Origin of the sequence: Bradyrhizobium sp., from assembly GCF_036009065.1 — a bacterium.
GTDB lineage: Bacteria > Pseudomonadota > Alphaproteobacteria > Rhizobiales > Xanthobacteraceae > Bradyrhizobium.
This window is the reverse complement of sequence record NZ_DASYMN010000026.1, coordinates 1-21,317: the sequence shown is the minus strand read 5'-3', so window position 1 is coordinate 21,317 and position 21,317 is coordinate 1. Positions and strand designations below refer to the sequence as shown.

22 protein-coding genes are annotated in these 21,317 nt (G+C 60.3%); 10 read left to right on the top strand and 12 right to left on the bottom strand.

What is annotated here, in order from left to right:
* Window positions 1–238: 238 nt before the first annotated feature.
* Window positions 239–439: a helix-turn-helix transcriptional regulator gene (locus tag VGP39_RS01975; RefSeq protein ID WP_327566425.1), complete on the bottom strand. Its 201-nt coding sequence runs from the start codon at window positions 437–439 to the stop codon at window positions 239–241.
* Window positions 440–653: 214 nt separating this feature from the next.
* Between VGP39_RS01975 and VGP39_RS01970 the strand changes: the two genes are divergently transcribed.
* Window positions 654–1,739, top strand: a complete 1,086-nt coding sequence (locus VGP39_RS01970; protein ID WP_327566443.1) for a restriction endonuclease — start codon at window positions 654–656, stop codon at window positions 1,737–1,739.
* 28 nt (window positions 1,740–1,767) lie between these two features.
* Here VGP39_RS01970 and VGP39_RS01965 read toward each other — a convergent pair whose 3' ends face one another.
* The 4 genes from VGP39_RS01965 to VGP39_RS01950 all read right to left on the bottom strand — a co-directional run bounded on the left by VGP39_RS01965 (window position 1,768) and on the right by VGP39_RS01950 (window position 5,993).
* Window positions 1,768–3,078 carry a DNA methyltransferase gene (locus tag VGP39_RS01965; protein ID WP_327566424.1) on the bottom strand — a complete coding sequence of 437 codons (1,311 nt, stop codon included), beginning with the start codon at window positions 3,076–3,078 and terminating at the stop codon, window positions 1,768–1,770.
* A gap of 298 nt (window positions 3,079–3,376) precedes the next feature.
* Window positions 3,377–3,889 (bottom strand): DUF5681 domain-containing protein, encoded by a 513-nt coding sequence (locus VGP39_RS01960; RefSeq protein ID WP_327566423.1) that lies wholly within the window; start codon window positions 3,887–3,889, stop codon window positions 3,377–3,379.
* Entirely contained in the window at window positions 3,873–4,193 is a 321-nt protein-coding gene (locus tag VGP39_RS01955) for a hypothetical protein (RefSeq protein WP_327566422.1), read from the bottom strand. Before VGP39_RS01955 ends, VGP39_RS01960 begins: the two co-directional genes overlap by 17 nt.
* Before the next feature lie 912 nt (window positions 4,194–5,105).
* A complete protein-coding gene (locus tag VGP39_RS01950; RefSeq protein WP_327566421.1) occupies window positions 5,106–5,993 on the bottom strand; it encodes a LysR substrate-binding domain-containing protein in 888 nt (295 codons plus the stop codon).
* A gap of 117 nt (window positions 5,994–6,110) precedes the next feature.
* Between VGP39_RS01950 and VGP39_RS01945 the strand changes: the two genes are divergently transcribed.
* From VGP39_RS01945 to VGP39_RS01925, 5 genes are all read left to right on the top strand, one after another.
* A complete protein-coding gene (locus tag VGP39_RS01945) occupies window positions 6,111–6,329 on the top strand; it encodes a hypothetical protein (protein WP_327566420.1) in 219 nt (72 codons plus the stop codon).
* 29 nt (window positions 6,330–6,358) lie between these two features.
* Window positions 6,359–7,114 (top strand): sulfite exporter TauE/SafE family protein, encoded by a 756-nt coding sequence (locus VGP39_RS01940; protein ID WP_327566419.1) that lies wholly within the window; start codon window positions 6,359–6,361, stop codon window positions 7,112–7,114.
* 31 nt (window positions 7,115–7,145) lie between these two features.
* Window positions 7,146–7,604 carry an OsmC family protein gene (locus VGP39_RS01935; RefSeq protein ID WP_327566418.1) on the top strand — a complete coding sequence of 153 codons (459 nt, stop codon included), beginning with the start codon at window positions 7,146–7,148 and terminating at the stop codon, window positions 7,602–7,604.
* 86 nt (window positions 7,605–7,690) lie between these two features.
* Window positions 7,691–8,392, top strand: coding sequence for an alpha/beta fold hydrolase (locus tag VGP39_RS01930; protein WP_327566417.1), 702 nt, complete (start codon window positions 7,691–7,693; stop codon window positions 8,390–8,392).
* A gap of 52 nt (window positions 8,393–8,444) precedes the next feature.
* Complete coding sequence (locus VGP39_RS01925; protein WP_327566416.1) at window positions 8,445–9,230, top strand: enoyl-CoA hydratase/isomerase family protein; 786 nt, start codon at window positions 8,445–8,447, stop codon at window positions 9,228–9,230.
* 30 nt (window positions 9,231–9,260) lie between these two features.
* Here VGP39_RS01925 and VGP39_RS01920 read toward each other — a convergent pair whose 3' ends face one another.
* Window positions 9,261–10,454: a YbfB/YjiJ family MFS transporter gene (locus VGP39_RS01920; RefSeq protein WP_327566415.1), complete on the bottom strand. Its 1,194-nt coding sequence runs from the start codon at window positions 10,452–10,454 to the stop codon at window positions 9,261–9,263.
* 332 nt (window positions 10,455–10,786) lie between these two features.
* Here VGP39_RS01920 and VGP39_RS01915 point away from each other — a divergent pair, with 332 nt between their 5' ends.
* From VGP39_RS01915 to VGP39_RS01905, 3 genes are read left to right on the top strand one after another with little or no spacing between them, the layout of a single operon-like run.
* Window positions 10,787–11,965, top strand: coding sequence for an acyl-CoA dehydrogenase family protein (locus VGP39_RS01915; protein ID WP_327566414.1), 1,179 nt, complete (start codon window positions 10,787–10,789; stop codon window positions 11,963–11,965).
* A 4-nt stretch (window positions 11,966–11,969) separates the two neighbouring features.
* A complete protein-coding gene (locus tag VGP39_RS01910) occupies window positions 11,970–12,758 on the top strand; it encodes a thioesterase II family protein (protein ID WP_327566413.1) in 789 nt (262 codons plus the stop codon).
* A gap of 17 nt (window positions 12,759–12,775) precedes the next feature.
* Window positions 12,776–13,936 carry a cytochrome P450 gene (locus VGP39_RS01905; protein WP_327566442.1) on the top strand — a complete coding sequence of 387 codons (1,161 nt, stop codon included), beginning with the start codon at window positions 12,776–12,778 and terminating at the stop codon, window positions 13,934–13,936.
* A 75-nt stretch (window positions 13,937–14,011) separates the two neighbouring features.
* On the opposite strand, the gene VGP39_RS01900 is transcribed toward VGP39_RS01905, so the two are convergent.
* Window positions 14,012–16,246 carry an iron-containing redox enzyme family protein gene (locus VGP39_RS01900; protein WP_327566412.1) on the bottom strand — a complete coding sequence of 745 codons (2,235 nt, stop codon included), beginning with the start codon at window positions 16,244–16,246 and terminating at the stop codon, window positions 14,012–14,014.
* Between the two features lie 158 nt (window positions 16,247–16,404).
* Between VGP39_RS01900 and VGP39_RS01895 the strand changes: the two genes are divergently transcribed.
* On the top strand, window positions 16,405–17,316 hold the full coding sequence (locus tag VGP39_RS01895; RefSeq protein WP_327566411.1) for a hypothetical protein: 912 nt from the start codon (window positions 16,405–16,407) through the stop codon (window positions 17,314–17,316).
* 52 nt (window positions 17,317–17,368) lie between these two features.
* On the opposite strand, the gene VGP39_RS01890 is transcribed toward VGP39_RS01895, so the two are convergent.
* The 5 genes from VGP39_RS01890 to VGP39_RS01870 all read right to left on the bottom strand — a co-directional run.
* A complete protein-coding gene (locus VGP39_RS01890; protein WP_327566410.1) occupies window positions 17,369–18,403 on the bottom strand; it encodes a C45 family peptidase in 1,035 nt (344 codons plus the stop codon).
* 13 nt (window positions 18,404–18,416) lie between these two features.
* Entirely contained in the window at window positions 18,417–19,040 is a 624-nt protein-coding gene (locus tag VGP39_RS01885; protein WP_327566409.1) for a GNAT family N-acetyltransferase, read from the bottom strand.
* A gap of 1 nt (window position 19,041) precedes the next feature.
* Window positions 19,042–19,305, bottom strand: a complete 264-nt coding sequence (locus tag VGP39_RS01880; protein WP_327566408.1) for a phosphopantetheine-binding protein — start codon at window positions 19,303–19,305, stop codon at window positions 19,042–19,044.
* Window positions 19,302–20,843, bottom strand: coding sequence for an AMP-binding protein (locus tag VGP39_RS01875; protein ID WP_327566441.1), 1,542 nt, complete (start codon window positions 20,841–20,843; stop codon window positions 19,302–19,304). Before VGP39_RS01875 ends, VGP39_RS01880 begins: the two co-directional genes overlap by 4 nt.
* 50 nt (window positions 20,844–20,893) lie before the next feature.
* Window positions 20,894–21,317 (bottom strand): phosphopantetheine-binding protein (locus VGP39_RS01870; RefSeq protein ID WP_327566407.1); only part of this gene is annotated, 424 nt, incomplete at its 5' end.

The window sequence follows — 21,317 nt, the reverse complement described above, 5'->3', positions numbered from 1 at the left end:
AGTCGAATTGGATTCCGTCCACGTTCTTTAAGTTGTGAGCGCCCCGGGGCCCAGCAGCAAGGCCCCGAGGCGAGCCGCCGATACCTCGCGGTTCAAACCCTACGCGCTGCTAAAGACCGCGCATGGCGCGGCCGCTTGGGCGATTAAAGACGCTCGACCGCACTGACACGAGGTCTTCGCGGCCTCGACGAAAGTTCGGAGATGCCACCGGCACGGAGGTAGCCGGGCCTTGAAGCGCCTACGGCGGTTTGACTGCATCTCTCAGGGTTTTTAGAATTCTCACCGGGTCTGTCCCGACAGCTTGGCAGATGGTCAAAAACTCCACGATGTCAATGCGGCGTTCGCCGCCCTCATATTTGGCAACGAAAGACTGCGGTTTATGAAGTCTCATCGCCAGGTCGTGCTGAGTTAGACGTGCGCCCTTGCGCGCCTTGATCATGAGTCGGCAGAAGGCACTCTGGCCTTCTGAATGGACCGATTTGTCGAGTTTTCGCGCGCGAGGAGCCATGGGCGCGGGAAAATGATCCGATCATCGGATTATCCCAAAATGGGATGTATTTTAACTCTCTTGCTTCATTCTCAGCCAAATCAGTGGACTTCACGGCCGCGGGAAGCACATTGCGGCAAGCGTCCCTTTGGAGGCTAAATTGGTGATGGATAAGCCGTTCCGCCCGCTTAGCAGCGGTGCCAGCCACGAGCCGGCCGGGCCTGGCTTGGGACGCTCGCAGGTCGACCAGCTCGAGCAAATCAGGGAGCGGGATCGTGCAATTTTGGAAGTCGGCGCGGTCAGATACATCAAGCTTGGTGAAAAAGGAAAGTGGGTAAGTCGAGCACTGAGCCAAGGAATCCTTCCGTTCGGCTATCGCGCGGTTGATCACCGGTATTGCACGAAAGGCAATTGGGAGGAGGTCCGCGGCCAGCTCGTTGGCATGGGGCGAACGAACGGAGGGGCGAGCCAGGGTTTGCGCGAGTTGAAGGATTTTTACAGCCTGCCTGACGATACGCTTTGGGTCACGATAGCAGACGGGCACGTTTGGTGGACGTTTGCTGACGGGCCGGTCATTGAGAACGATGAAGCCGATCCCGAAGCGCCGACGCGTTTCCGGCGGACCCGCAAAGGGTGGTGCAAGACCAGCTTGAACGGCGTTCCCTTCACGGTGCGCAGCCTGAGTTCAGCCCTGATCAGCACCGCCAACTACAAGATGACCATTTGTGCGATCAAGCAGGCCGATTACTTGCTTCGCAAGATATGCGATCAAATCGATCCGTTTCGGGCAGCCGCAAACGCCTTGCAAACCGAAACGACACAACTGGCAGTCAAGATGATACGTCAGCTCGACTGGAGGGATTTTGAGACGCTCGTCGACCTGATCTTTATGCGCGGCGGATGGCAGCGGATCAGCGCGCTGGGCAGGGAACAGGCCGATGTTGACCTTATCCTCAAGCAGCCGGTCACCGGCGAGACCGCATGGGTTCAAGTCAAGTCTCGTTCGACCCAACCAGAGCTTGACCAGTACCTTGACCGCTTCCAGCGGCATGGAAGCTGCGACCGCTTCTTTTTCGTCTACCACAGTGCCGCCAAGCCGCTTTCAGCACCCGCAGACGCCAGGATACATCTCTGGTCCGCGGAGCGGGTCGCGAGCGCCGCGGCGGAGGTCGGACTGATGGACTGGCTAGTCGATCACGCGGCCTACGCAGGTGACTCCGGCCCGGCAGTTCGCCGGACCGGAGCTTTATAGATCCGCCTCCCAGGAGAGGATTCGGAACTTACGCCACCTCGCGGCTGCGCCCGGATGCAATTTCCTCAAAGGTCTCTCCAGTAGTCCCCAGGACGGCCTGCAAGCCGCATACGGCACGGAGGCGGCGTATGGTTACATCGCAGTACTGCGGATCGATCTCGATGCCGTAGCCCCGCCGGCCGGTCTTTTCCGCAGCGATCAAGGTAGTGCCCGAGCCGGTAAAGGCATCAAGCACGATGCCCTTGCGGTTTGAGCAATCCCGAATCGCATCGGCGACCATCTCGACGGGCTTAACCGTAGGATGGAGATTCAAATCGGAACGATCCCCGCCAAAGCTGTTAACGCCAGCGTAGTTCCAGACGTTGGTGCGATAGCGCCCATGCTTGCCCAGCTCGACATTATTTACGTGCGGAGCGGTGCCTGACTTGAAAACAAACACGAATTCGTGCTGCGAGCTATAGAGCGAGCCCATTCCGCCGTTATTTTTGGCCCACACGCAAACGTTTTTGAGCTCCGTATAGGCGGCGTCGCCGGCTGCCAGTATTTCCCCCAGGTGCCGCCAGTCCATGCATTGAAAATGGATGGAGCCGTCGGCCGAGTAGGCTGCTAGATGCCGAAAAACCGAACCGAGGAAGCCCGTAAATTCGGTTTCCGACATCTCGCCGGAGGCCATCGCAAACTCGCGATGCTGAATCGCTCCTAAGCCGCCAACGTGGCCCGAGATAGGCACGTTATACGGCGGGTCGCTGAAAACCATTTGAGCGCGCTCAGGGCCGAGCAGGGCCTGATAGGATTCAGCCTTGGTTGAGTCGGCGCAAATCAGGCGATGCGTACCAATGCGCCAGATATCGCCGAGACGGCTAACGGCAGGGCCGGGAGCAGGCTCGACGATTTCATCGGCCGGATCGTTATCGTTTGCTGCGGGCACGTCGCCTATCAGCACATCGATGTCGGGCAGGTCAAAGCCGGTAAGCGTGACATCGAAATCAATTTCAAGCTCCGTCAGGTACTGCAGTTCAAGCCCTAGCAACTTGCGATCCCAGCCGGCGTTTTCCGCGAGCTTATTGTCGGCGATCACATAGGCGCGAATCTCCGCCTCACTCAGATCCGAAAGGCGAACGGTCGGCACTTCAGCGAGCCCGATTATTTTTGCAGCCTCAACCCGGCCGTGACCGGCCACGATGCCGTTGCCATCGTCTATGAGGACAGGATTGGTAAAGCCGAACCGACGAATTGCATTGGCGATCTGGCCAATCTGTTTTTTCGAGTGGGTGCGGGGGTTGGAGGCACGCCGTTTCAGTGCGCTCACAGCCTGATATTCGATCGAAAGGGAATTCATAGGAAGCTCCATGGGTTAGGAGCTCGCAAAAAAAATGCGCAGCTCCGGTTTAATCCGAAACCACGCAATCTGCCCATGCAGCGTCGAGGTACCTTAAGAACGGCTCCGGCCCATGCCGGCTATCCGCTCGCAACGAGGGGTTGATGCGACCCATGCCGCAGCGCCGTCACTCGTCTCAGGCCATAATGAACTACCAACCCAAGCATTCCAGGTCAACAACACGAACGCGCTACAGCGCGACATAAGCAGCAGGGCTCAACGGATAAATGCAGGTGTGATTTGTTGGACACATCAAATTCTACCGTAGACCAAGGGGACCATACTTTTTGTGAAAAGAGAGCAGCGCCTCACCTAGGGGGGACGGTTCGCCCCGCACAGCCTTGAGGAATTCTTCTGTCTCAACATTAACCTCCGTGCCCGGCTCAGCAGCAGTAGCGTTGCGAGCCTCCGCTTCCGCTATCCATTCGTCTGGCATCAGCTCCGCCGGCGCGAGTAAGAACCCGCCCCCTTCAGGCTCTGGTTCAGCCATAACATTCAACAAATCGCGCATGACTGCCGCAGCGCCCGCGTTGCCTCCGAACGCCATGGAACGCGTTTTGAGAACGAGGAGCTCGAGCAAGGTGCGCCGCTGAGGTTCGCCATCGATGACGGCGCTGTGTTTGGTACCAGCAACTCCGCGGGCGAGGGCCTTCAGGCTGACCGATCCCTGCGGTCGACCTTTGTAGTTGCCCGACTTACCCTTAGCTATCCGGTATTCTTCAGGCGGACGGACCCGGCCTTCGGCGGAAACCCCGTCAGGTCTCGATGCCATGGTACTTCTCCTTTGCCTCTTTCAACAATTTCTGGATATGCGCGCAGTCCGCCTCATATTCGGCTTTGAAGGCATCGAACACGTCGGCTTCCCACGGGGGTACCCCGACCAACTGAATAAGCCGCACTGCCAATTGCATCGGCACTCCCTTTGGCGCTACGAGGACGCCGCTCGATTGCGGCCAATGTGGCGCTTCCAACAGGCCTGCGATTTTGAACTCTTTGAAGATCTGTCGCAGCGAGCGAATTTTTCCCGACAGGGCCGGCTTCGCCATGGCGAGCAACATGGCCTCGTAGGAGTGCATTTTGACTGCCCGCCCATTGCGCGCAACCCTCACGGAGCCAGCTAGCAGCGCAGCAATATCAGGCTCTTTCCTGGAAGATTGGCGGCCGGAGCGGCCGGGCTGTGGGCGAACTCCAAAGCGTGTCGCTTTCGGAGGTTTGCCATAGCCGACCTCATAGTCGGCATTCGAACGACAGTCAGATTTCGAGCGCACTTTCCACCTCCGATGCTTTGCGCTTCGGAGTGAATTTTTCCCGCAGCCCGAGAAAAAAAGCACGACGAAGCGCGTTTAGATAAACGCGTTCATTGCAGATGCTCCTTTTCTGAGCTCCTCACAGGCAACTCGGGCGCGGAATTCCACCGCGCAGAGCGGCCAGTCGACTAGGTCGGTTGGCAGTGAGAGGCGGCTCGCTATAAGTCGGAGCTTCCCATCGGGTCAACTCCCATCAGGCGCAGCTTGCGCATTGTGAGGGCAATGTGACTTGGAGCCTCACCTCTGCTCAAGAAACAGGCGGATTGCGCTCCCAATCAGCCGGCCTGAAACTATCTCACTAGAAGCCGTGCAAGCTTTGTAAGAGGCGCTCGCACCCTAAATGCAAATCCCGTCCCCTGTGCCCGATACCCGTGGGCGAAGCGGCAATTCCCGTTCGTATTTCGCCGGGAATTTGTTCAACAAGACCCCGTAAATAGGCCGTTCCGCGACGGCGAATCCGAAAAAGATGCGTGAATTTGCGAATTTGCCCTGTTAATTCCCGTTTGGTTGTGGAGACCGGTTCGCATTTGACTGCGCACACCACCATCCAGACCCATCGAACCGCGGAAATCGTCGTCGATCGGAAACACGCCGTTTCTGCCGGGATTTTTCGCCGGTAAGGCGTCCCGCGCCTTTTTGAGTCGGCGTGTCTAAAATCTCGTCGAGCGGGACAGCAGAGGATCAGACGGTGGCGAGCATGTCAGCGAGAAGCTTGGCGTGGGGCGATAGATCATCGAACACGCGCGCGCAGAGCATCAATCGACGTGTCGCCCACTCGTCCTTGAGCAGCAGGACGCGGAGTAACTTGGCCTGCCGGCATCGACGGGCAGCGGCTTCCGGAACAACTGCAATGCCAATCCCGCGAGAGACGAATTCGCAAACTGCGTCAAGGGTTGCGAGCCGGATGCGAAAGCCGAGATGATACCCGAGGCGCGCCGCCTGTCGCACAATGTGTTCTTGCAGCGGGTTGCCAGGGCTAAGGCCCACAAAGGGCAGACCCGCAACGGCTTCGAACATGACCGGGCGATTTTGAACCGAGAGGCGGCGCTCTCGGGGTGCGATAATGACCAGACGGTCCGTGCGGAAGGGACGCTGCTGCAGATGGCGGAGGTCGGCCCAGGCGGCTGCAATTCCCAGATCGGCGGCTCCGCCCGCAATCGATTCCACGATGGCGTGACTCGGTCGCTCCTCAAGATCGACATCAATATTGCTATGTTCACATAGAAAGGATGCCAGTATCTCCGGTAGAAACTCGGCAGCGGCGGCGGTATTCGACAGCAGCCGAATATGAGCGCGTAGGCCCTTCGCATATTGACCGAGTTCTCCCATCATCCGGTCAACCTGATTTTGTACGGACTGCGCGTGGTGAACCAGCGCGCGTCCGGTGGACGTCAGGGCTACACCCCTCCTTCGACGTTCAAGCAGTGGAACGCCGAGCCTGTCTTCCATTCCCTTGATCCGGGCGCTGGCGGAGGCGAGCGCCAATCCGGCCCGTTCCGCGCCGATCGTGATGCTGCCGCCCTCGGCGACAAGCAGGAAAAGCCGCAAATCAACCAGATCGAAGCGCATTCAACGTCAACCACTCCTCTGCCATCGTCTTTGACGAAGGCTGGAAACGGAACTTCCATATTGTGAGGGAGCGTGGGTGCCGTCAAGCTGTCCGCCATATTGCTGCGGTGAGCTCCCGTGATCACATCCCTGGAAAAAACGCGCGAAACTTCGGCCGGTATCATGGAATGGACGGCGGTGACACTGGCGGGCGTTATCGCCACCGCCAGCCTCTTGCGTTTCGCAGCCCCAAGCGCCGCGTATTGCCCGCGGACAGCACCAATCGTCATGGCGGAGCAGTCGGGCACGCAAGCTGAAACAGCGGCAATTATCAAGGACATGATGCGGCATGACTGAACCGGTAACGAACTGCACCGGGCGGCGACGTGCTGAACAGTTTTGACGTGACGTGGATTGTCATCCTCGGCGTTTTCCTGTTGGCAGGAATCGTCAAAGGCGTCGTGGGAATGGGCCTGCCTACGGTGGCCATGGGCCTTTTGGCAATTACGATGCCCCCGCCCGACGCCGCCGCGATCCTTCTGGTCCCTTCGTTCGCGACCAACGTCTGGCAATTGCTGGCCGGCCCATCGTTTTTTGGCCTGTGCAAGCGGCTCTGGACGATGATGGTCGGTATCGTGATCGGCACCGTCAGTGGCGCGGGATTGATTGCAGGCGCGCATTCCACAGGGGCGCTCGCCGCGCTTGGCGTCGCGCTCACCCTCTATGCGGCCCTCGGCTTGCGCTCAAAAAAATTCGTGGTACGCCCGACCCACGAACCCTGGCTTTCGCCGCTGATCGGCGTTGTCACCGGCCTGATCACCGGAGCCACAGGCGTTTTCGTCATTCCCGCGGTGCCATATCTGCAGGCGCTTCAACTCGAAAGGAATGATCTGATTCAAGCTCTCGGTCTGTCGTTCACGGTCTCGACAGTGGCCCTGGCCGGTGGATTGTTCGGGCAGGGCGTGTTTGAAGCGTCGACGTCGCTTCTCGGTCTGTCGCTGCTGGCGCTGGTTCCGGCCCTGCTGGGAATGTTCGCGGGCCAGCACCTGCGCGAGCGGATGAGCGTCGAGACATTTCGCCGGGTGTTTTTCATCGGGCTGCTCTTGCTGGGGCTGTATCTGACGTTCAAGGGCCTATCTTGAGCGATGATGCGCGAACTTTAAGGAGGCGGAGATGATCCGTTTTGGAGCAAATGTGCTGTGGAGGCGTGCCGCGAGCGATGCGTTTACCGACAACCGGTACAGCAGAGTGCATCTTTGGCGATTTGACGGAGGCGCGCAGATCGCAGCGTCTTCTTCACCGCATGTCGTGCCGCTCCCTTATTCATCGGCCGAGAATGTCGATCCCGAAGAAGCCTATGTCGCGGCATTGTCGAGCTGCCATATGCTGACCTTTCTGTTTCTTGCGGCAAACAAAGGGCTTGTCGTGGATACCTACAGCGACGAGGCCGAGGGCGCGATGGCGGAAGACGAAATTGGCCGGCTGAGCATCACCAAAGTTCTGCTGAAGCCGAAAGTGACCTATTCGGGCAAACCGCCCGATCAATCGACTGAAGAAAGTTTGCACCGCCAAGCTCACGAACAATGCTTTCTGGCAAATTCCGTTCGGACCTTGATAGAAACCAAGCTCTGAGCAACCCATATCGGAACAGCGCAACACTCAAGGCCGTTAGCGCGTGCTTTGATCCCGCATTGTCCTCATCTCAGCCGGCCCATATCATGTCGAAGTCGACGCCGATTCTGCTGCTTCCCGGATTGAATGCCTCGGCACGGCTTTATGCCGAACAGACCCCGTATCTATGGAGATTCGGTTCGGTCATGGTTCCAGATCACACCCGGGACGACACGATCGCCGGCATCGGACGACGAATCCTTGCCGACGCGCCGCCGCGATTTGCCCTGATCGGCCATTCGATGGGCGGATATATCGCCTTTGAAATCATGCGTCAGGCGGCCGAGCGGATCGACCGCTTGGCGCTGCTCGATACCTCGGCGCGATCCGATACCCCCGAACAGACGAAGTCGCGGCTCGAATGCATTGCCATGGCCGAGCAGGGCCGTCTGGCCGAGCTTAATGACAATGTCTTTCCGGTCATCGTCCATGAAAGCCGGTATGACGACATGTCGTTGCGGGCGATCTGTGATGCCATGTCGGACGATATTGGCCCGGCCGCCTATGTGCGACAGCACAAAGCGATCATCACCAGGCCGGATTCAAGGTCGGCGTTGGCCGCCATCCGCTGCCCCACTTTGGTTCTGGTAGGCGATTCGGATCTGCTTACACCGCCGGATCTGGCCCGGGAGATCGCCGATGAAATCGCCGGAGCCCAGTTGGTTTTGATACCGAGCTGCGGCCATTTGTCGACGCTGGAGCAGCCTGCTGTGGTCAACGCGGCATTGGGACGCTGGATGGCCGCTTGACAAGTGCGTTGCGCCGAAAGGCGGTGAAACAGTCAATTTGAAGGGAATCCCCATGTCCGACAACATCGTGATCACCCGAATTGATGGGGCGACCGGCATCATCACCATCAATCGGCCCGACGCGCTCAACAGGTTCGACCTGCCGATGCTGGAGGCGCTCGGAGGCGCTCTTGCCGATCTGGAAATCAATGCCGAGGTGCGTGTCATCGTCGTGACCGGCGCCGGCGACCGCGCCTTCGCAGCCGGCGCCGACATCGCCGATCTCAACTCGCGCAAAGGCCTGGCGCATTATCTGGATTTTGCCGACAGGGTGCATCGCCTGTTTCGCCGCTTCGAGCGGTGTGAAAAGCCGACCATCAGCGCAATCAACGGCCTGGCGGTGGGCGGTGGATTGGAACTGCTGTTGGCCACCGATATCAGGATCGTCGCCGATCACGCCAAATTAGGACTGCCTGAGATTGCGCTCGGGCTGTTTCCAGGCGGAGGCGGCAGCCAGCGTCTCATTCGCCAAATCGCCCCTTGCAAGGCCCGCGAAATGATGTTCACCGGCGACAGCATTTCAGCCGCGGCGGCGCTCGACATGGGTCTCGTCAACCGGGTCGTGCCCAAAGAGCAACTGCTTGCGGAGACGATGGAGCTGGCGCGACGCATCGCCAGGAAATCGCCGCTCACGCTCAAGCTTCTCAAGCGCACGCTGATGGCCGGCGCCGACATGCCGTTGCCCGCCGCTCTGGCGCACGAGCAGGCCATGGTCAGCCTGCTGTTCGACAGCGCCGACGCGCATGAAGGCTGCGCGGCGTTTCTTGCCAAACGGCCGCCGGTGTTTGACGGCCGATAGATCAGGACCGCCGCGTCCGGATTGCCCATTTTAGCCCGCCCGACGCTGGAACAGCGACACGATTGCGGCAAGGCCAAGCAACGCCGGCGATGCCCACAGTCCCGCGGCAACCTGGCCTGTCATATCGGTGATCGTTCCCGCCAGAATTGGTCCGATCGATTGACCGAGCGCGAAAGCGACGGTCAACAAGGCGACTGCGGCGGTCAGAGCCGAGGCGGGAAGCTGGCGCTGGGCCAGGATGGTGACGGCGGCCGGCCCCGCCATGAAACTGCTGCCGAATACGACCGCGGACAGAAAGGCCGAGAAAAGGCCGGGTTGAATCAAGACCGGCAAGGTGCCCAGCATGGTGATGAAGAAGATCAAGGCCGGCCCGCGCCCGCCCGGCAGTTGCGCCAGCACTCGGCCCCACAGCAATGTCGAGATCGTCGAAGTAAGCCCGAGCACGATCCAGAATGTGGCGGTCTGTCCACCGCTGGCACCCTGATCGCGCAACAGCGCGATGATGAAGGTCATCCAGCCGACATAACCGGCGCCGAACAGCCCATAGCCGAGAATGGCCGGCGTCAATCGACGAAATTCCGCGAGCCCCAGCATTGCCGAGGCGCCCTTGGCCGGCGCAGGCACCGATCGCGCCGCCAACGCCGCAGGAACTGCACCGAGCAAAGCAAGACATCCCAGGATCACCCATCCCTCACGCCAGCCCTGCGCCCCCTCTTGCAGCGCAAATGGAACGGCGATGCCTGACACCACGATGCCGAGACTGCTGCCGGCGACGTAAAGGCCCACCAGAAAGCCCTTGCGTTCGGCGCTGCTGCCAGGACAAATCGCCCCGGCCAGCGCGGCTCCTAGAATGAAGGCGAAGGCGGTCGATACGCCGCCGATCGTTCTCAGCAAAAACAACATCCTGAAATCGGAGGCCGCGGCCGAGAGCGCCAGAATGAGCGCGCTCACCAGGAAGCCGAGCTGAAAGGGGCGCTTGGCGCCCCAGCGCCGCGCCGACAGCGCCGCGGCGAGCGAGCCAAAGATATAACCGACGGCATTGGCAGTATTGAGCGCGCCCGCCTCGACATAGGTCAAGCCGAGGGTCTCGCGCATCGGCGGCAGCAGCAGCGCGTAAGCGAAGCGGGAAAAGCCCAGCGCGACCGCCGCCCCGATCGACAGTCCCAGCGCTATCAGCACCTCGCGCTGCAAGCTTTCGCGCGCGACGTCGCGTGTCATCTCCATGACGTTGAACACTCCAGCCGGTCGCCCAAGATATCACGATCGTTGCCCGAAATGAGGCGGCCGGGACAGTTTTTGGGCATGGCAAACAGTCGGACTTGACGCCGGCCGGCGGGTGCGCCGCGGAGCGACCGGCGATCGTTGTTGCACACCTTCGATTGCGTGAATCCGCCCGCCGAATCGGCACTTCCAGCATTGCCGCAAGCCCGGGCAATCGGTCTGCGCATCGGCTTCGGCGCCATCCGCGAGCCGACCACGTCGCCGCCGAGCTGTTTCCACAGGCGCCCCGCAAGCTTATATTCGACACCGAGATTGCTGCCCGTTTGGAAGCGCGCATGCGATCCGGGTTCACCGCCATGAACATTTACGATCCCCTGATACTTGCATTGCCGCTTTATGACGAGCGCCATCGCCAGTTGGCCGCGCGCATCGAGCAATGGGGCGATCGCATCTCGCCATGCCTCGCCGAGCTCGACAATCTGCACGCCTCGGAATTCGGCCGGCGGATGACCCGCATTCTAGGTGATGAAAAATGGTTCGAGTTCGCAGCCGGCACGCAAACGGCTGCGCCGGATTTCCGTTCCATCGCGCTGATCCGGGAGGGGTTCGCATTCATTCACGATCTCTGCGACTTCGCATTTTCCATTCAAGCCCTGGCGGCCACGCCGTTGATCCGCCATGGCACGCCGGCGCAACGCGAGCGCTGGCTGCCGGATATTATCGCCGGTCGCCTGATCGGGTCGCTGGCCATTTCCGAGCCCGATGCCGGCTCCAACGTCGCCGCCATCGCGCTGCGGGCGGAGCGCAAGGACGACGTTTACGTGCTCAACGGCAACAAGACCTGGATCTCGAACGGCGACATCGCCGACTTCCATTCCGTTCTGGTCCGCACCGGCGAAGGTCCCGGCGCGCTCGGGCTCAGCATGCTGCTGGTGCCGGCGGATGCGGCCGGCCTGACCGCAGAAGCGATCGACTTCATGGCGCCGCGCGCCTTCGCCTCGCTGGCCTTTCGCGACTGCGCCGTGCCGGCGGACCACATCATCGGCAAGCCGGGAATGGGATTTGCGATCGCAATGGACGTGCTCGAAAGCTATCGCCTGACGGTCGGCTCGGCCGCGATCGGCTTCGCCCGCCGGGCCCAGAGCGCGGCCATCGCGCGGTGTCGATCGCGCCAATTGGGCAACGGCACACTGTTCGATACCGAGTTCGCCAAGGACACGCTGGTGGATGCCGAAGTCGCATCGACGGCGGCGGCGCTGCTGGTGGCGCAAGCGGCTTGGCTGCGCGACCATGATCGCAGCTATGCGAAGCATTCAAGCATCGCCAAGCTGTTTGCTAGCGAAGCATCGCAACGCATCATCGACGACGTGGTGCAGCTGTTTGGCGCCGCCGGAATGGTGCGTGGCTCGCTACCCGAGCGGCTGTATCGGCAAATTCGCTCACTGCGCATTTACGAGGGAACCTCCGAGATTCAGTACAACATCATCGCCAGCCATTTGCAGAGGCGGTCGTGAGGCCATGCCGATGAAGAAGCAGCCGACCCGCTGGTTTCTGAGCCGGCCTTTGCCTGCCGCCAAGGCGCATCTGTTCTGCTTTCCCTATGCGGGAAGCGGCGCATCGGCTTTTGCCGGCTGGCAAGCCCAGCTCGGTGCCGACATCAAGGTCCAGGCACTGGAAATGCCCGGTCACGGCCAGCGGTTCGGCGGGCGGCCGGAAACCGATATCCGCCGCCTTGTGGGCGAAATCGTCGACGCGATCACACCTCTGCTCGACCGGCCGGTGTTCTTCTTCGGCCACAGTCTGGGCGCGGTGTTGGCATTTGAAGTGCTGCGCGAATTGAGATCCTTCCCGATCCGCCACTTGTTCGCGTCCGGCTGCCGCGCGCCATGCCATCTACCCTCGCCGCAAATGCGAGACATCGTCGCGCGGAGCGAACGGCCATTCATCGAATTGGTGCATGGCTATGGCGGCCTGCCGGAAGAAATCGTGCAGGACCGCGATCTGCAGGCGGTCTTTCTGCCGATCCTGAAAGCAGATTTCACCATGATTGCCGACTACGTTTATGACCGGCGCGATCCACTTCAGGTGCCGATAACGCTGTTGACCGGCGATCGCGACACCCACGTGCCGGAGCATGTCCTGGCGGCATGGCAAAACGAGACCGTGCACAAGGTTTCCCGGCAACGCTTCAAGGGCGGTCACTTTTTCATCGCCGACGCTCAAGTCGATGTCGTGCGCTTCGTCGGCGCCGCGATCCGCCGGCAGCTGGCGCGCGACCATCGCCCATCGACGGCACCGTTGGCCTAACCAATCGGAGGCGCAGCATGGACCCGCAAAACCCGATAGCGGCGGTCACGCACCACGACCCTTATCCCTATTATGCCGATCTGGTCGAGTCACGGCCGTTCTATCGCGACGATGCGCTGGGTATGTGGGTCGCGAGCAGCGCGGCCGCAGTTGACGCGATCCTCACGGATCGGAGACTGCGGGTCCGGCCGCCCGGCGCGCAGGTCCCGCCGGCCCTTGTCGGCACGGCGGCGGGAACGATCTTCGGCCATCTGGTGCGGATGAACGACGGCTCGCCGCACCAAGCGTTGAAGCCCGCCATCGCCGCCGCCATCGATGGCGTTGATCGCCATCGGGTGGTTTCTGAGGCGGTTCGGCTCCTCGCGCGGAGCGTTGGCGCCGATATCGGAAAGTGCAATCTTAACACCGTGCTCTTCACGCTGCCCGTGGCAGTGGTCGCCCGGCTGCTCGGGGCGACCGATCAGGAATTGCCGATCATCGTCGAAGCGATCAATGATTTCGTCAAATGCATTCCCGCACATGCGACCCCCGAGGCAATTGCCGCAGCCAATCAAGCAGCGACGCAGCTTCTCGGCATCTTTCGACAACCTGCCGCCGGTCGCACCGACGGCCTGTTCTCCGAACTCGTCCGCGGAACCCGGAAGGACAGCGACATCGATTCCGGCGCGGTGGCGGCGAACGCGATCGGGTTGATGTCTCAGACCTGCGAGGCCACTGCCGGATTGATCGGCAATACACTGGTCGCGTTTGCACGGAACCTCGATTTGTTGACGCTGGCGAAGCACAAGCATGATGCGATCGAAGCCATCGTGTCGGAAGTGGCTCGTCATGATTCTCCCATCCAGAATACACGCCGCTTCGCCGCCGAGGCCTGCCGTGTCGCCGGCGTTACGATAGCGCAAGGCGATGCCATACTGGTGGTGCTTGCAGCCGCCAACCGCGATCCACAAGCCAACCCGGCCCCACACCAGTTTACGCCCGGCCGAAACACTTCGCGTATTTTTACCTTCGGCGCAGGATTGCACAAATGCCCCGGCGCGGCGCTCGCCAACTCGATCGCGACGATCGTCGTTCGCGAATTAATTGCCGGCGGCTTCGATGCGCGCGACCACGCGTCCGTCCGCTATTGGCCTTCTGCGAACGCGCGGATTCCGGACCTTGGCGCCGTCGCCGGCTGAAAGCGCCGCCGGGCTGTGGCGGAACGTATCCCAGCGCGACCCCGCCGCGCCCGCGGCCCTCGCATCGGCCAACTCTCAGATCAGAACTCCGGCGCGATGATCCGATGCATCTGCGGGCACGAGTGCGCCGCCTTCCGTTGCCTGACGGCCCTCGGCAAAGTAAGCAAACAGCGCATAACCATTCCAGATGCGCCGCCATTCCGCGTCGACGGCAGCCGGACCGAACTGCCTTTCGACTTGACCGAGATAAGACTGGATGATTGTGGCGGCCTGCTGGGCATGACCGGCCGATACATTGTCAATCGACAGATGCGCCTCCTCGTAAATCGGATCGAGACCCCAGTGCCGCAGTTTTTGAATTTCATGAAGCCTGAGTTCGCCTAAGCCGAACATCTCGATACCGAGATTGTATCCGACGATCTCCGGATAGAAACCGTCGGGAAAAAGACCCAGGCAAAGCTGGTTGATTGGAAATGCGTAGAAGGTGTCCGGAATCTCGTCTTGATCGACAAATGCCTCATCGCGAATGTGCGGCAGTATGATCTCCATGCTGCCCAAAACACGATGAATAAGAGTGATATGGTTCTTGCGGATATCGCCCATGCCCATCTCGTCGGCATAGATAGCGAACAGCATTCCATCGCTGATGCGGTTGTAGCGGCCTGCATTTCCGATCCGGAACACCCATGACCCATCGATCAGACTTCCCAGGGCAAACGTCTTCTGACCAAAAATAACGTCATCGCGCGACGGAACCTGCTCAAGTGGAGCATAAGGATCGACCAGCTTGGTCCAATATACCGATTTTACCCGCTCGATCAGTGCATCCGGCGTATAAGGGAAAAAGCTTGCGTCGGTATATTTCCCCTCGGCACCCGTATCGAACAAGGTTCGGGCCGCGCTCAAGCCCGCTTCCGCCCGTTGTTGGGCGATAGCGAGGACATGGGGGAAGTTCTCGATATTGACGAGGCGATACAGCAGCGTCCGATCGTCAACCTTGCCGGCAACTTCGAATACGACTCCGGCCGGGCTGCACCGGCGGATGCTGTCAAGCCGTTCGATGGACGTTTCCTCGCTTGGACGCGCGGACGTGATGACGATTGGCTGGTCGATGGTATCGGGAATATGCTCGACCCAATCCTTGAAGGTGCGAGCGTCCTGCTCGGTAAAGATGCCGAACATCGGTCCGCCGAGCTTCAATGCATCGGTGAACCGGCATCCTCCCGCCGTGTTCTTTCGGACGTACCATGAGCGCTTGAAATCCTTCAGGAATGCCGCGATGTCCAGATCCGGATCAGTAAACCGTTTGGTGAGCGGTATATCCCCAACCCGAACCTGGCGATGTTGCTTGCCGGCGAACGGCGCATGGCGCTTGACGATATCGGCTACTTTTCCGTCGAGCGTTTGGTTGGCGCTTCGTTCGGCCATCTCAGCAAGCATGCCGGCATGTTGAACCTCGAGCTCCACGCCGAGCGCTATCGACCGCGCGACGCGCCAAACCAGCATTTTTGCCGCTCCGGCATCGGGCAAATCCAGATAGTTCGCGAGAATCGCTTTCACTTCCGACTCGGTAATGATCGGCGCCGTTCCGACCAGCACGTCGTCAATACCCAAAGCGTGATAGGCATAGTGAATGCCCACCACTTCCGGCAAATAGTTGACGGGATAGCGCGACAGAGACAACAGGAAGGCGGCGTAAAGAGCTGTCGTGGCTCCCATGCCGGAGCGGCGCGGAAAATCCGTGTCACCCACCGGCGATAGAAAGGCGCCAGCCTGTTCGAACAGCCGACTGCGTGTGGTGGCGATCGAACGCGCCGTGTTTCCTTCGCCCTGCAGTCGCCAATAATGCCCAAACAGCAGATTGACGATACCGGCCGGTTGGGTCGCCGGCTGAGAGATCATGTCGAGCCAGCACCCCGCCAGCATGGCAATGCCGGCGCGTTCGCGAAACATCGCGATCCGCGCCTCGCTCCCAAGCGACAATGCCTGTTGCAGACGGCAAACGGCCGCCGAGCGCCGGGTGTCGATCCATTGGTCCAGTATCCGCTGGTCGATCCCGCCATTGACCAGCGCGTCGAACGGAACCTTCGCCGGATCCATTGTTGCCAAGGTCGCATCGAGAACGTGCTTGCACGCCAGCAATGTGCCCTCGCTCTCCTGATCGCGCATCAGCGCGGAAAATATCTCAACCGCGCCTTTTGCAAGGATCGCGTCCGCGGCGGTTCTCGCCGATGGACTGAAGCGGAATGTGTCGATTGCGCTGCCGTGGAACAGGTCCCGCCCGATGGTTTGCGTGGCGCTCTCGATCATGACACAATCTCCCAGAGAACAGCTTACTCAATACAACTAGGCAAGGCGCCTGGAGTTGCATATCATCGCAGCCCTGTCGTAATTTCATTGCCGCCGGTATGTCTTTCCGCGCTGGGTGATTGCTGTCGTTTCCTGCATGAAAGACCGTGGCCACGCCGATGACCCCCGCAAAAATCTACCTGCACGGCTGCCGTTACGTGATCGGGGAGGACGAGCGTCCGGTCGCGGACATCGCGAACTTCTCGGACTTTCTCGTGCAAAATCAGATGATCGACGACGCCGACCTGTGGGGATGGGATCGCTACCGCCTGACCAGGCGCAGCGCGATCGAACTCGGCGCGGAAGCTGCGCAGCGCACATTGGCCGCGTTCGGCTCGCGTCGCCACGAAGTCGATGCAGCCATCCTTTGCGGGACACGGTTTCCGAGCGACGTCGATGGACATGCCGATGTGGTGGGCCGCTTTCTCCAAAGCCTCGACCTCCGCGAAACCATTCCCTATGGCGTCAGCCTGAACCGATGCGCGACGCTGATGGCCGGCCTCAGTCTTGCAGAATCGCTGGTCGTGAGCGGCAAACATCGCGCCATTCTGCTGACGGCTTGCGATACGTCGGACAACGAACCGCGGTTGCGTCCCTTCGCGACCTTCAGCGACGGCGCGGCCAGTTGCGTCATCACGCGCGACATCTCCGGCGAGTTCGAACTGATAACGACCGCCGCGGCGGTCGATGCCGCGGCGATGCGGCCAAACGGCGAGATATCCGCCGCGCTGGCACGGCGCGTCAATGCGGATCTCGAATCCCGCAGCGGCGTTCCGATCGATAGAATAAAACGGCTGACGCATAATAATCTGTTCAAGCCGATCGTCATGATCAAGGAACAGCAAGCCGGTTTCCGCAAGGATCAACTGTTCATGGACAATATCGGCCGCATCGGCCACGTCTTTGCCAGCGATCCGCTGATCAATCTCATTGATCTGCTCGGTTCCGGCGCGCTCGACAAAAACGACCTCGTCGCCATGGGTTCCAGCGTCTCGGGCGCGCGTTTCGGGGCGCTGCTGCGCGTGGTTTGACCGCACCGGGCAGCGTGTGGAAAAATGCGCTTCACCAATTCGCGTGCAGGTCCTAAGCATGCAGATGAAAGGTCTGCGTCGACGCGAGCGCCGGATCGCCGCGGCGAACATGCATGATGCCATCTTCCGGAGACATGATCACCGTTCCGACCGTTCGCTCACGCCGGATATCGCCGTTGCCGCGAACGCGAATGGGCTCATGACAGAAAATCTCCATATAGTCCTTGCTGGTCGCTGCGGTGCCCAACTGCTGCAGCCGCTCCCTGCATGCCACCAACCGGCGAACAGAAGAATTGCGCGCAAACGGATTGATCGCGTCGGCGGCCGCAAAATCCCGATTCAGGAAATGATTGGTGTGCACCAATTCTGCGCCGGAGGCCACCGCCATTTTGCCTTCGAGGAGCTCGACCGTAACGGCGCTGCGGCGATCGCAGATCGTCAAAGCGCGCGAACTCGCAAGATGCAATCGCGAGAGACCGTCGATACATGTTTCAACGTCGGAACAGGTATCGAGCAGATGACGGATCGCAAGATAAGGCGGCAGGCCAAGGCACCACGTTCCTCCCAGAACGAGGTTGAGACCGATCGCAAGTCCATCGCTGTTCATTCCCAAATAACCAAGCAGTCCGACGAACGATAGAACCAGCACCCGGCGTCCGCTCGACGGATGCGTGATGTCTAATATCATCATATGATCATCGAGATCGCCGTTGAGATCGATCGTCTGAGCAAGAACGGAGTGTTTGGACTGCTTGCGACACAGTGTCGTGCAATCGCCACCGGTCGGAACCCTGTTGTATCCCATCACCTCCCGCCGCACCTGCAGCAGCAACGACTCCTCGATACCGATTTCAGCGCCTGCGGCCAAACCGCGAATTTCGTCGAACAATGCGGGAGTGTCGCGCGAGATAGCCTCGCCGTAACGGGTTATCGTTTCGCGCAGATCCGCCAGACTGGTTCTCTGGTAGAAAATGCGGTTGAGCCGGCAAAGATCGTCATCCAGGAAGCCGCGTATTTGCGCGCCAAGCGCTCGGCCGTGCGCCTCGCCGATCTGAAAGGCATCACCACTCAATTTGATGGGCGTCATTGGCATCATCGTGTCACGCCGCGGCCGATACGCTCGCCGGCGCCGATAGTTTCCCGTGCTCGCGCAACCCGGCTTCAACGATCGGCCACTCCTTCTTCAGGATGCTGTAATAGACGGCGTCGCGACGACGGCCATCGGGCATGTAATTGTAACTGCGGAACACCCCTTCCTCCGTTGCGCCGATGTTGGCCAAACCCTTGCGCGCCTGAATGTTAAGAACATCGGTCTTGAACTCGACGCGCTCGGCCTCGAGGGTTTCGAACGCATACTCCAGCAGCAAATATTTCGCCCATCTGTTGATACCCTTGCCGCGATACGCGCGCCCCAGCCACGACCATCCGATTTCGAGCCGACGCTCGGCCGCGGCAAGATTACCGAACGCCATGCTTCCGGCGAGGCGCCCCGTCGATTTATCGACGATTACAAACACCACACGTCGGCCGGCCCGCGTATCGTCAAGGGCGAGCGCGATGAATCGGTCGAGATCCTCCTCGTTATCGATCCGCTGCACAAAATAGCGCCAGATGTCCGGATCGGAAGCTATGACTGCCAGATCGGGACGGTCGGATTTTTCGATCGGCCGGAGACAGACGCGATCGTTTTCCAGTTTGACATCGGCCGCGATATGCCAGGACATGTCACCCCTCCTGCTCGCTGAATCTGCTGATCAGGCTCACAATGTCGCGCGGCGTTTGAAGGCGGGCGATGTCGTCCTCGGTGAAGTGTATCAAAGCAGTCTTTGTCTTCTCGCAAACGGAGGTCATCAGAAGCACCATATTCAGGGAAGTCAGTCCGTAATGGCCGTAGAGGTCGGCATCAAGATCCACCGCATCGGCCCTGTGGGCTGGCGCGGAGATCAGTCTGGCAAGGTCCTGCGATACGACGGTCTCGATCGAATTCATTGAAGTTCTCCATAGCCGCGCTCAATGTGCTGCTGGTAGCGAGAGAGAATTGCCTTGCGCCTCGGTTTGTACTGAGATGTCAGCAGCCCGTTTTCTATGCTGAACGGCTCGTCGGTCACGATGAAGCGGCGGATCTTTTCGTCGGAGCTGTGCATTTTGTTGATTTCAGCAATATGCGCCTCGATCTCGTCCCGAGCGGCATCGCCGTGAGGCGCGCAGACGACGGCCAAAAGGTAATCGTGGCCGAAGCCCGCCAAAACACAGTCGGAAACTGCGGCGCAACACTTCAAGCGCTCTTCGATCTTGCGGACCATGACGTTGCGTCCGTTGGCGAGAACGATGACATCGTCGGCGCGGCCGAGAACATAGAGGTATCCATCCGCGTCGATGCGGCCGATGTCGCCGGTATAGACCACTCCATCCGGGCGGAAGATTCGCTCGGATTCGCCCGGCGCCGAAAACAGGTAGCTCGTGTTCACGGGGAACTGGCTTTGAACCATGATCACGCCGTCGTCGTCGAGCAACACCTTCTTGCCTTGGAGCGGGCGACCGACGCTGCCCACCCGGTTGGCGTCCGGCGTGTTTTTCGTAACGATGCAGGTCTCGTTCATGCCGTAGCCTTCGAAGATCGGCATTCCGCATGTGTCGAAAAACTGCAGCATATCCGGGCTCGCCGGCGCCGACCCGGTCCACAGATAGCGAATGCGACGTCCCAACACTTCCCTTGCCTGTGATCGGAGCAGCTCGATCCTGGCCTCGGCAGCGTGCGCCGCCTGCGGCTTCGCATCGGCCCGCGACATGATCTCTTTGCGCAAGGTTTCGAAGAACGCCGGGACGCCCATCACCACCGTCGGCTCTTCCTGCTTGAGAGCTTGGAAAGCCAATTCATAGGTAGCCACCACGACGTCATGTCCGTAGGCAAGCGCCGAATAGATCCAATAGCGCTGCTGCAGAAGAGAAAGTGGCAGGAACACGAACAGTTTGTCGGACGCCGAATGATTGAACAACTGCTGCACGGCGGTGATCGAGCTATCGACACTTCCCACGGTTGCCGCCAATCCCTTCGGCTGCCCCGTGCTTCCGGAGGTGAACTTTATCGTCGTGACATCGGCAGGCTGATAGACGACGGGCGCGAGTTCACAATCGTCAGATATGTCGGAAATCGCGGCAAGAAGACCCGTAATCGGCAATATCCGGCGATCGTCCGTTGGGCGATTGGTAAAAATCAGGCGCAACCCATAGCGATCAAGCAGATCGGCCGTCGCCGCAAACTTGCCGGCCTCAAAGCCTGCGGTAACCGCCTTGATCTTCAGCGCGGCGAGATCGAGCAGCACCCATTCGAGACAATTGCCGGCGAGGATACCGATCCGATCGCCGGAACGAACACCGAGCCTGACCAGGTGGGCCGCGACCCGGCGAGCCATGGCATCGAGTTGTTCGAGCGCGATCCGGCGCTGATGACCCGGCTGGAAAAAGGTGATCGTATGAGCCGAAGGCGATCCCCCTTCGGCGACGCAAGCTATGACCGATCTCATCATCTCACTCACTCTCGATTCCCTGCTGTCGCGCATGGCCGGCCTGCGGCCGTTCACGAAGCCGCACGCATCGCGACTTGGCGTTCGATGTGCGTGGCCATTGCGCGGGGGCTTTCAAGTTGCGGAAGATCCGCCAACGGCACCGATACGTTGAACTCCTTTCGGACCCGCGCCAGCAACCGCACGGCGAGCAGCGAAGTTCCACCGAGCCGGTAAAACTCGCTAGCCGGCTTGATCGTTGAGGTCTTGAGGATGTCCGACCAAATCGTCATCAACCGGCGCTCCAGTTCAGTTTCGCAGGCGTCGAGGGGCGGGGTTTCCGCCTGAGGCGCGACATCCTCCACCTCGTCCTGCAGCCGCCTGCGATCGACCTTGCCGTTGGCCGTAAGCGGCAATTGCGCAAGCCAGACGAACCGGCGAGGAACCATGTAGTCCGGAAGCGCCGCGGCCAGTTGTCTTCGAAGTTGACCTTCCAGT

What these genes read in the sequence shown, in the direction of transcription:
- VGP39_RS01960 (WP_327566423.1), bottom strand. Translation starts at nt 3,889, where the DNA reads ATGGCATCGAGACCTGACGGGGTTTCCGCCGAAGGCCGGGTCCGTCCG.
- VGP39_RS01965 (WP_327566424.1), bottom strand. Translation starts at nt 3,078, where the DNA reads ATGAATTCCCTTTCGATCGAATATCAGGCTGTGAGCGCACTGAAACGG.
- VGP39_RS01900 (WP_327566412.1), bottom strand. Translation starts at nt 16,246, where the DNA reads ATGATCGAGAGCGCCACGCAAACCATCGGGCGGGACCTGTTCCACGGC.
- VGP39_RS01970 (WP_327566443.1), top strand. Translation starts at nt 654, where the DNA reads ATGGATAAGCCGTTCCGCCCGCTTAGCAGCGGTGCCAGCCACGAGCCG.
- VGP39_RS01925 (WP_327566416.1), top strand. Translation starts at nt 8,445, where the DNA reads ATGTCCGACAACATCGTGATCACCCGAATTGATGGGGCGACCGGCATC.
- VGP39_RS01950 (WP_327566421.1), bottom strand. Translation starts at nt 5,993, where the DNA reads ATGCGCTTCGATCTGGTTGATTTGCGGCTTTTCCTGCTTGTCGCCGAG.
- VGP39_RS01935 (WP_327566418.1), top strand. Translation starts at nt 7,146, where the DNA reads ATGATCCGTTTTGGAGCAAATGTGCTGTGGAGGCGTGCCGCGAGCGAT.
- VGP39_RS01955 (WP_327566422.1), bottom strand. Translation starts at nt 4,193, where the DNA reads ATGCACTCCTACGAGGCCATGTTGCTCGCCATGGCGAAGCCGGCCCTG.
- VGP39_RS01920 (WP_327566415.1), bottom strand. Translation starts at nt 10,454, where the DNA reads ATGGAGATGACACGCGACGTCGCGCGCGAAAGCTTGCAGCGCGAGGTG.
- VGP39_RS01930 (WP_327566417.1), top strand. Translation starts at nt 7,691, where the DNA reads ATGTCGAAGTCGACGCCGATTCTGCTGCTTCCCGGATTGAATGCCTCG.
- VGP39_RS01875 (WP_327566441.1), bottom strand. Translation starts at nt 20,843, where the DNA reads ATGATGAGATCGGTCATAGCTTGCGTCGCCGAAGGGGGATCGCCTTCG.
- VGP39_RS01915 (WP_327566414.1), top strand. Translation starts at nt 10,787, where the DNA reads ATGCGATCCGGGTTCACCGCCATGAACATTTACGATCCCCTGATACTT.
- VGP39_RS01905 (WP_327566442.1), top strand. Translation starts at nt 12,776, where the DNA reads ATGGACCCGCAAAACCCGATAGCGGCGGTCACGCACCACGACCCTTAT.
- VGP39_RS01890 (WP_327566410.1), bottom strand. Translation starts at nt 18,403, where the DNA reads ATGACGCCCATCAAATTGAGTGGTGATGCCTTTCAGATCGGCGAGGCG.
- VGP39_RS01880 (WP_327566408.1), bottom strand. Translation starts at nt 19,305, where the DNA reads ATGAATTCGATCGAGACCGTCGTATCGCAGGACCTTGCCAGACTGATC.
- VGP39_RS01975 (WP_327566425.1), bottom strand. Translation starts at nt 439, where the DNA reads ATGATCAAGGCGCGCAAGGGCGCACGTCTAACTCAGCACGACCTGGCG.
- VGP39_RS01895 (WP_327566411.1), top strand. Translation starts at nt 16,405, where the DNA reads ATGACCCCCGCAAAAATCTACCTGCACGGCTGCCGTTACGTGATCGGG.
- VGP39_RS01910 (WP_327566413.1), top strand. Translation starts at nt 11,970, where the DNA reads ATGCCGATGAAGAAGCAGCCGACCCGCTGGTTTCTGAGCCGGCCTTTG.
- VGP39_RS01885 (WP_327566409.1), bottom strand. Translation starts at nt 19,040, where the DNA reads ATGTCCTGGCATATCGCGGCCGATGTCAAACTGGAAAACGATCGCGTC.